We start from the raw sequence: 7,806 nt of genomic DNA, 5'->3' as shown, positions 1-7,806 counted from the left end.
CCTCCTCAAGATGAGATTTCCCAATTAGTAAGACCCCTTGAAGACGACGAGGTTGATAGGCCTGAGGTGGAAGTGCAGCAATGTATGGAGCTGACAGGTACTAATCGGTCGAGGGCTTATCCAAAAACACCCCAATAGTGGGGCTAACACGCAAATGAAGTTTCGTATCCAGTTTTCAGGTGATCAAGTCATCTGAATATGAGAATGTTCCCTGATAGCTCAGTCGGTAGAGCACTCGACTGTTAATCGAGTTGTCACAGGTTCGAGTCCTGTTCGGGGAGCCATATGGAGAGGTGTCCGAGTTGGCCGAAGGAGCACGATTGGAAATCGTGTAGGCGTCACAAGCGTCTCGAGGGTTCGAATCCCTCTCTCTCCGCCATCATTTATCTGCGTATCATGGAAGTATGATACATATGTGGCCCGTTGGTCAAGGGGTTAAGACACCTCCCTTTCACGGAGGTAACAGGGGTTCGAATCCCCTACGGGTCACCACTTTCATTACAAGCATCAGTAGGGATGAGAATCCCTTGGGGGTTCGTCGAAGCATAAGCTTCGTTAGCGATAGCATCGCAGTCTCGAACGAAGTGAGAGTATCCCCTACGGGTCACCACTTTTTTGGAAAACAAAAAACAGCTTGATTTCTAACCATATTATATGGTACAATAGAAATTGTCTTTCCTTGGAGGCTTAGCTCAGCTGGGAGAGCATCTGCCTTACAAGCAGAGGGTCAGCGGTTCGATCCCGTTAGCCTCCACCATATTATAACTGACGCGGGGTGGAGCAGCTCGGTAGCTCGTCGGGCTCATAACCCGAAGGTCGCAGGTTCAAATCCTGTCCCCGCAATTGCATTACTTAGTGTGGAGCCGTGGTGTAGAGGCCTAACATGCCTGCCTGTCACGCAGGAGATCGCGGGTTCGAATCCCGTCGGCTCCGCCATTACATCCTTGAATAAGGGATGAAGACCCGTGAGACTAGGGTTTGCAAGTGTAGCTCTGGAAACCGTCACTCTAGCGAGCTGGTTGCAGCGGAATAGGTGAAGAGGATCCAAAGAACTTATTCCATTACGGCTCGGTAGCTCAGTCGGTAGAGCAGAGGACTGAAAATCCTCGTGTCGGCGGTTCGATTCCGTCCCGAGCCACCATGATTCACTTGATAATTGAAAATGCCGGTGTAGCTCAATTGGTAGAGCAACTGACTTGTAATCAGTAGGTTGGGGGTTCAAGTCCTCTCGCCGGCACCACATGGAGGCTTAGCGAAGTGGCCAAACGCAGCAGACTGTAAATCTGTTCTCGTACGAGTTCGGTGGTTCGAATCCATCAGCCTCCACCAGTTTTACCATGTAGGGGCATAGTTTAAAGGTAGAACAGCGGTCTCCAAAACCGTTAGTGTGGGTTCAATTCCTGCTGCCCCTGCCAGATTTACAACAGTATATTTTATTATGGCGGTCGTGGCGAAGGGGTTAACGCACCGGATTGTGGCTCCGGCATTCGTGGGTTCAAGTCCCATCGATCGCCCCATTTTTATCTTAAAAATCACATATTGGGGATTAGCCAAGCGGTAAGGCAACGGACTTTGACTCCGTCATTCCATAGGTTCGAATCCTATATCCCCAGCCATTTATTGCGGACGTGGCTCAGCGGTAGAGCATCGCCTTGCCAAGGCGAGGGTCGCGGGTTCGATTCCCGTCGTCCGCTCCATTTTTGTATATGGCGCCATAGCCAAGTGGTAAGGCACAGCTCTGCAAAAGCTTTATCCCCAGTTCGAGTCTGGGTGGCGCCTCCATTCTTTTCTTTGCGGGAGTGGCGGAATCGGCAGACGCACAGGACTTAAAATCCTGCGGTAGGTTACTACCGTACCAGTTCAAGTCTGGTCTTCCGCACTTGTTATGAGACTGTTATATTATGCCGATGTGGTGGAATTGGCAGACACGCCGCACTCAAAATGCGGTGCCGAGAGGCTTGCCGGTTCGAGTCCGGCCATCGGTATTCGATAAAAAGGTATATCAAATTGCTTACAAAAGCAATTTGATATACCTTTTTTCTGTAGTCTTTAGAAGCTTCGACTGTCATAGAACAGTCCTGAATTTAGAGAGGATCCATGGCAACTGAATTTGACTTTAATGATCGTAAGGTATATTTTGAGTAGGGATGCTGATGATCAGCAATCCCACGCAGAACTGAAGGAGGCGTAATACGAGATGAAGAATTTACAATCTACGGTTACCTTATCGAACGGGGAGCAAATGCCATGGCTGGGCCTCGGCGTATTTAAGATGAGCGAAGGCCAAGAGGTTATCGATTCCACTAAAGCTGCTATCCGCAACGGTTATAGAAGCATTGACACTGCGGCGGTCTACCAGAACGAAGATGGGGTAGGCCAAGCAATCAAAGCCTCCGGCATTCCCCGGGAACAACTTTTTATTACTACGAAGGTCTGGAATTCTGATCAGGGCTATGAGAGCACGCTGAAGGCCTTCGACTCGAGCATGAATAAACTAGGCTTGGATTATCTGGATCTTTATTTGATTCACTGGCCGGTTAAAGGGAAATATAAAGAGACGTGGAAAGCTCTAGAGAAGCTGCATAAGGATGGCCGCGTCCGTTCCATCGGCGTCTCTAATTTCCAGATTCATCATCTAGAGGATCTGCTGGCCGACGCCGAGATCAGACCGGTCGTCAATCAGGTAGAGTTGCACCCATTGCTCAGTCAAGTCGAGCTGCGGGAATACTGCAAGTCGCAGGGGATCCAAATCGAAGCGTGGTCGCCATTAGCCCAAGGCAAGCTGCTGGATAATGAGGTGTTGAAGGCTATCGGGGCGAAATACGGCAAATCGACAGCGCAGGTTATTATTCGCTGGGATCTGCAGAATGAAATTGTAACGATTCCGAAATCGTCTAAAGAGCAGCGGATCATAGAGAATGCCGATGTGTTTGATTTTGAGCTGACCGCCGATGAAATCGAGCAAATTAATGGCTTGAATCAAAATCTGCGTGTCGGCCCTGATCCGGATAATTTCGACTTTTGATCGTATGTGCGATTGACTCGTTATGCGGATTACCATATACAAGCACTTTAGTTCATTCGGAACTAAGGTGCTTTTTGCATCTAAGGGATTGTTAGGATTATCTCAGGGAGCATCATTTGGGCATCATAGCGACATCATAGGATCTGTAGGATTATCTCTCAAGGAGAATCTAACAGATCGCTAGGAGCGTCCCAAGGAGCGTCTCAAGGAAGCGTCATAGGGATGCATAGGATTCGTCAAAAGGATCGCCTCGCGTCATTATAATTTTAAAAAGCCCGCCGGCTGCATTCTTCGCAGCTGACGGGCTAGCATCGTGCCGGAGTGCCCTAGCTAAGCACTTCCGTTTAACAAAATTTGGCGAATCTGCTGCTGGTGCAGACGCTCGCCGATTACGACGACCAAGGCGCCTGCTGTTAGAAGCAGGTCGGGCCCAGGATTGATATGCTTGGAGTGATTGCTCTCCACGACGGCAATGATCGTGGCGCTGGAGCGCTGGCGTACGCGGAGCTCGCCGATCGTCTTGCCAATCGCTTTGTAGTGTGGCTCGAGTTTGTACCATTCGATGATAAGATCACCCAGGGCGACCTCGATATTCTCAAGCGGGGTCGGCTTGTAAGTGACACCGCCGATGATGGCGGAAACATACCGTGCTTCCTCATCAGTCAGGGATATTTTCGAAATGCTGTTGTCCGGGTTGTCCGCACTGTAGTGATGGACTTCACGGCGACCATCATCATGAATAGTAATGGCCAATTTCTCGCCGCTGCGAGTTTCGATATCAAATTTCTTGCCGATGCCTGGCAATTCGGTTTCTTTAAGATTCATTAGCTTCCGACCTCCAATATTAAGAAATGTTATTTGTATAAGATGTGTTAAATATAACCGCCGATCTTCTGTTCTCGAACATGGGCGATATTCTTAGTTACTGTTATTTACATGTAATCAAGCTGCATAAATGCTAGTAAACTTGATGGGTAACAGAAGGAATCGCTTCATCAGTTGATAGAAGAATGGACGGAAATAAGCCCCTGCTGAAGCAAGAAGCAAACTCATGGCTGCAGCCGGGACGGCTAACCGATAAAACGGGACATGTGTATCGCCAGTCTTGGCAGGTGCAGACGAGTGAAGGGCTGCGTGGTTCTCCGGTCTGCGGAGCGTATCTGCAGCTTCAAGCGCGGACTGTTCCAAACTGGCGGCATGCCCTGGATTTAGAGCTGGATGAGGAATGGAGAAAATCATGAATAGCGTAAAGACAGCGGCAGTGAACCATACCAGCGCTCGCCGGGTATGTATCATGATGCCTATCCCCCCTCTCAAAAAATAGCTACTAACCTTAAGGATAGCACACAATCCTAAGTATCTCAAAAAGAATGATGATAAATTATCCATCCATTTTTATGGACTCGATTCAAACGGGTTAAACGGCACGATTCGTATATATTCCCGAGGCTGAAATGAGGCAGGATTCCTTAGACCGCCATTCAATTGCTGGAGGTGCAAAAGCGTTTGTTCCGGGGCAGGGGGCGTGACCGCAGGCAGCCATCGTGCAAGCAGCGCAGCGCCGAATGTAATAAACAGAAATATGAGCGAGCAGACGAGGACTTGGCGGACGGGCATGAAAATCACTCTCCTTTATTATAGAAAGTGATTTCCTTAATGAGTTATATATATACGGTGAGAATCTAGTTTACAACCCTTCAAAAAAACGATATACTTTTGGATGTGCTTCAATTGCACGTACAGCTTTAACCACATATTTGTTTATCGGAGGAGCCTGCCAACAGCGGGCTCTTTTTGTGTTTTTTCAGCTATACCGTATTTATGTTCTGATTTAAATATGGCAAAGCTGGTGAGACACAGGTTATATAGCACGAGTAAGGAGGAAGCATGTTGTCTATTTTGCACGCAGCAATCATTTTACCATTTATTCTGGCTGCAGGAATGCCTCTGCTGAAGAGACTGCCGGGAAAGCCGCACCCGGGATGGGCCGTTATGTTAGCGCCTGCCGTACTCTTTGTTTACTTCCTGAAGCAAATCCCCATTGTTCAATCGGGTAACGATATCGTAGCCGCACTCCCCTGGATTACCTCGCTTGGCATCGAGTTCAGCGTTCAGCTGGACGGGCTGTCATTGCTGTTCACTTTGCTGATTTCGGGGATCGGTACGCTGGTCGTGCTCTATTCCATTTTTTATATGGATAAGGAAAAAGAGGCCGTTCATCGCTTCTATGTGTATTTGCTTCTGTTTATGGGGGCTATGCTGGGAGTGGTCCTGTCTGATAATCTGATCGTGCTTTACGGCTTCTGGGAGCTGACGAGCATTTCTTCCTTTCTGTTGATCGCTTTCTGGCATCACCGGGAGCGTTCCAGATACGGGGCTTTCAAATCCATGCTCATTACCGTGTTCGGCGGTCTGGCGATGCTGGCGGGCTTTGTACTGGTCTATCTCATGACCGGTACGTTCTCGGTAAGGGAGATCCTTCAAAATACAGGGATCATCGCGGGGCACCCTCTGATGCTTCCTGCGCTGCTCCTCGTGCTCCTGGGGGCCTTTACAAAATCCGCTCAGTTTCCGTTTCATATTTGGCTGCCGGATGCGATGGAGGCACCGACGCCGGTGAGTGCCTATTTGCACTCGGCAACAATGGTCAAAGCCGGGTTATATCTCGTAGCGAGATTTACGCCGGTGTTCTCAGGGCAAGCGGCCTGGTTCTGGCTCGTGTCAGGCGTAGGGCTTATTACGCTGATCTTTGGTTCGTTCAAGGCGATCAAGCAAACGGATCTGAAGGCGATGCTGGCCTTCTCCACGATCAGCCAGCTGGGATTGATCATGGCCTTGCTGGGGCTCGGCTCGGCCTCGGGGTATTATACGGACGTCCAGCAGTCCTTGTTCTATTCCAAGGCAACTATGGCCGCCATATTCCATTTGATGAATCACGCGGTATTTAAGGGAGCGTTGTTCATGGTTGTCGGGATCGTGGATCATGAGACGGGGACGAGAGATATTCGCAAGCTGGGCGGATTAATGTCTATCATGCCCGTAACGTTCACGGTCGCCGCCATCGGGGCGTTATCGATGGCGGGCATACCGCCGTTCGGGGGCTTTCTCAGTAAAGAAATGTTCTTTACGGCAGTTCTGAATGCGCGGGAAATGGGCATATGGAGCATGGATACCTGGAGCAGCCTGTTTCCAGTGATCGCTTGGGCCGCCAGCGTCTTTACCTTTGCTTACAGCATGGTACTGCTGGTCAGAACATTTGCCGGCAAATTCAAGCCGGAGCAGCTGAAGCTGCAGCCGCATGAGGCTCCGGTCGGCATGCTTATACCGCCGGTGATCATGGCCGCGCTTGCGCTGGTGTTCGGCCTGTTCCCCGGGCTGTTGTCTTACTCGCTTATCGAGCCTGCGATGGCCGCGGTCCTGCCGGGCCTGCTCGGCCCGGGAGAGAAATTCCTCGTATCCATAGAGTTCTGGCATGGCTGGACGCCGGAGGTATTCATGACACTGGGCGTTATCGGCGCGGGAATTCTGGTCTTTGTCCTGCAGCCTAAGGTCAAGGCATTGAACAGTACCGGATCAGCCCGCTTCTCCTTGAACGGCGTGTATGATTCAGGCTTGCGCACGCTGGAGCGGTCGTCAAAGTGGCTAACGGATAAATATATGACCGGCTCTGTACGGCATTACTTGATTTATATTTTCACATTCCTGGTAGTTGTACTTGGAGCCATAATGCTTGCATTTGACGGCTTCAGCCTGGATAGCAGCAGCTACGCTCCGGTCACGGTATATGAGGCAGCTATTTTGCTTGCCCTCATTATAGCCGCGATCGCGGTGCCCTTTGCCAATTCGCGTCTGCTGGCGATTATTTTGACGGGGGCCGTCGGCTACATGGTGTCCTTATTCTTCGTCATATTCCGGGCGCCGGATCTGGCGCTTACCCAGCTCATCGTGGAGACGGTATCGGTCACGCTATTCCTTCTGTGCTTCTATCATTTGCCGAAGCTTAAGAAAGAGCTGACCGTCCTTAAATTCAAGCTTACGAATTTCCTGATTTCACTGGGAGTAGGGCTTATGGTTACCCTGATTGCACTCAGTGCATTAAGCGCCGGGAACAGCCACCCCTTCGAGTCAATATCGAAGTTCTTTCTAGAGGCAAGCTACACACTGGCTGGCGGGAAAAATGTCGTCAATGTCATCCTCGTAGACTTCCGCGGCTTCGATACGATGCTGGAAATTGTAGTGCTCGGCATCGCGTCGCTTGGCATCTATGCCATGATTCGCCTAAGTTTGAACGAGAAGCAGGAGCAGCTCCCTCCCGGCGCAGGCTTTAACAAGCAATCGGGGGGCCGGCTTGTATCGGTAAGAAGCAACGATGTCATTCTGCGGATGACCTCAAGGGTTGCCATGTTTATTATCCTGACGTTCTCCTGGTATCTGTTCTTTGCCGGCCACAATAACCCGGGAGGCGGATTCATCGGCGGGCTGATGACTTCGGCAGCGCTCGTGCTGCTGGCGATAGCCTTCGGGCTTGATGTTATGCGCAGCATCGTTCCGCTTAATTTCCGGAAGGTCATGGCCTCGGGCCTGCTCATCGCTTTTCTGACGGGGCTTGGCTCGCTGTGGTTCGGCGTACCGTTCCTGAGCCATGCGTTCGGGCATGAGTATTTGCCGATCCTTGGGGAGGTCGAGCTGGCTACGGCGGTCATTTTCGACCTCGGCGTGTATTTGACCGTCGTAGGGGTCACGATGACGATTATTCTTGAGATCGGGAGGGATCGGTAATC

Annotated in this window: 5 protein-coding genes, 16 tRNA genes and 1 rRNA gene; 20 read left to right on the top strand and 2 right to left on the bottom strand. The window is 50.5% G+C overall.

Translation table 11 applies throughout. The features are described from left to right. The 18 genes from BN2762_RS05235 to BN2762_RS05150 all read left to right on the top strand — a co-directional run. Positions 1-124: ribosomal RNA gene (locus BN2762_RS05235) — 23S ribosomal RNA — on the top strand; the annotation flags it as partial. A gap of 84 nt (positions 125-208) precedes the next feature. Continuing rightward, positions 209-284 (top strand) — tRNA-Asn (locus BN2762_RS05230). A 3-nt stretch (positions 285-287) separates the two neighbouring features. Then, a tRNA-Ser gene (locus BN2762_RS05225) sits at positions 288-379 on the top strand. 38 nt (positions 380-417) lie between these two features. Further along, positions 418-492: transfer RNA gene (locus tag BN2762_RS05220), tRNA-Glu, on the top strand. 189 nt (positions 493-681) lie between these two features. After that, a tRNA-Val gene (locus BN2762_RS05215) sits at positions 682-757 on the top strand. 12 nt (positions 758-769) lie between these two features. After that, positions 770-843 (top strand) — tRNA-Met (locus BN2762_RS05210). A gap of 16 nt (positions 844-859) precedes the next feature. Further along, positions 860-936 (top strand) — tRNA-Asp (locus BN2762_RS05205). Positions 937-1,065: 129 nt separating this feature from the next. Continuing rightward, positions 1,066-1,141 (top strand) — tRNA-Phe (locus BN2762_RS05200). 23 nt (positions 1,142-1,164) lie between these two features. Then, positions 1,165-1,240: transfer RNA gene (locus BN2762_RS05195), tRNA-Thr, on the top strand. A gap of 3 nt (positions 1,241-1,243) precedes the next feature. Further along, positions 1,244-1,329 (top strand) — tRNA-Tyr (locus tag BN2762_RS05190). A gap of 12 nt (positions 1,330-1,341) precedes the next feature. Continuing rightward, positions 1,342-1,415: transfer RNA gene (locus BN2762_RS05185), tRNA-Trp, on the top strand. A gap of 26 nt (positions 1,416-1,441) precedes the next feature. After that, a tRNA-His gene (locus tag BN2762_RS05180) sits at positions 1,442-1,517 on the top strand. Between the two features lie 23 nt (positions 1,518-1,540). Then, a tRNA-Gln gene (locus BN2762_RS05175) sits at positions 1,541-1,616 on the top strand. Between the two features lie 6 nt (positions 1,617-1,622). Further along, positions 1,623-1,697, top strand: a tRNA-Gly gene (locus BN2762_RS05170). A gap of 11 nt (positions 1,698-1,708) precedes the next feature. Next, positions 1,709-1,782 (top strand) — tRNA-Cys (locus BN2762_RS05165). A gap of 11 nt (positions 1,783-1,793) precedes the next feature. After that, positions 1,794-1,879: transfer RNA gene (locus BN2762_RS05160), tRNA-Leu, on the top strand. 24 nt (positions 1,880-1,903) lie between these two features. Then, positions 1,904-1,985 (top strand) — tRNA-Leu (locus BN2762_RS05155). A gap of 212 nt (positions 1,986-2,197) precedes the next feature. Continuing rightward, positions 2,198-3,025 carry an aldo/keto reductase gene (locus BN2762_RS05150; protein WP_055105941.1) on the top strand — a complete coding sequence of 276 codons (828 nt, stop codon included), beginning with the start codon at positions 2,198-2,200 and terminating at the stop codon, positions 3,023-3,025. Positions 3,026-3,355: 330 nt separating this feature from the next. Here BN2762_RS05150 and BN2762_RS05145 read toward each other — a convergent pair whose 3' ends face one another. Next, entirely contained in the window at positions 3,356-3,850 is a 495-nt protein-coding gene (locus tag BN2762_RS05145; protein ID WP_055105940.1) for a cation:proton antiporter regulatory subunit, read from the bottom strand. Between the two features lie 185 nt (positions 3,851-4,035). On the opposite strand from BN2762_RS05145, the gene BN2762_RS27210 reads away from it, so the two are divergent. Further along, the gene (locus BN2762_RS27210; protein ID WP_187386473.1) at positions 4,036-4,266 is read left to right on the top strand and encodes a hypothetical protein; all 231 of its coding nucleotides are present in this window, start codon (positions 4,036-4,038) and stop codon (positions 4,264-4,266) included. Between the two features lie 154 nt (positions 4,267-4,420). On the opposite strand, the gene BN2762_RS05135 is transcribed toward BN2762_RS27210, so the two are convergent. Continuing rightward, positions 4,421-4,642, bottom strand: a complete 222-nt coding sequence (locus tag BN2762_RS05135; protein ID WP_055105938.1) for a hypothetical protein — start codon at positions 4,640-4,642, stop codon at positions 4,421-4,423. Positions 4,643-4,915: 273 nt separating this feature from the next. On the opposite strand from BN2762_RS05135, the gene BN2762_RS05130 reads away from it, so the two are divergent. Next, positions 4,916-7,804, top strand: a complete 2,889-nt coding sequence (locus tag BN2762_RS05130) for a Na+/H+ antiporter subunit A (protein WP_055105937.1) — start codon at positions 4,916-4,918, stop codon at positions 7,802-7,804. Positions 7,805-7,806 lie beyond the last annotated feature (2 nt).

The sequence above is a fragment of the Paenibacillus ihumii genome (assembly GCF_001403875.1).
Classification (GTDB): Bacteria; Bacillota; Bacilli; order Paenibacillales; family Paenibacillaceae; genus Fontibacillus; species Fontibacillus ihumii.
This window is presented reverse-complemented; position numbering and strand designations above follow the sequence as displayed.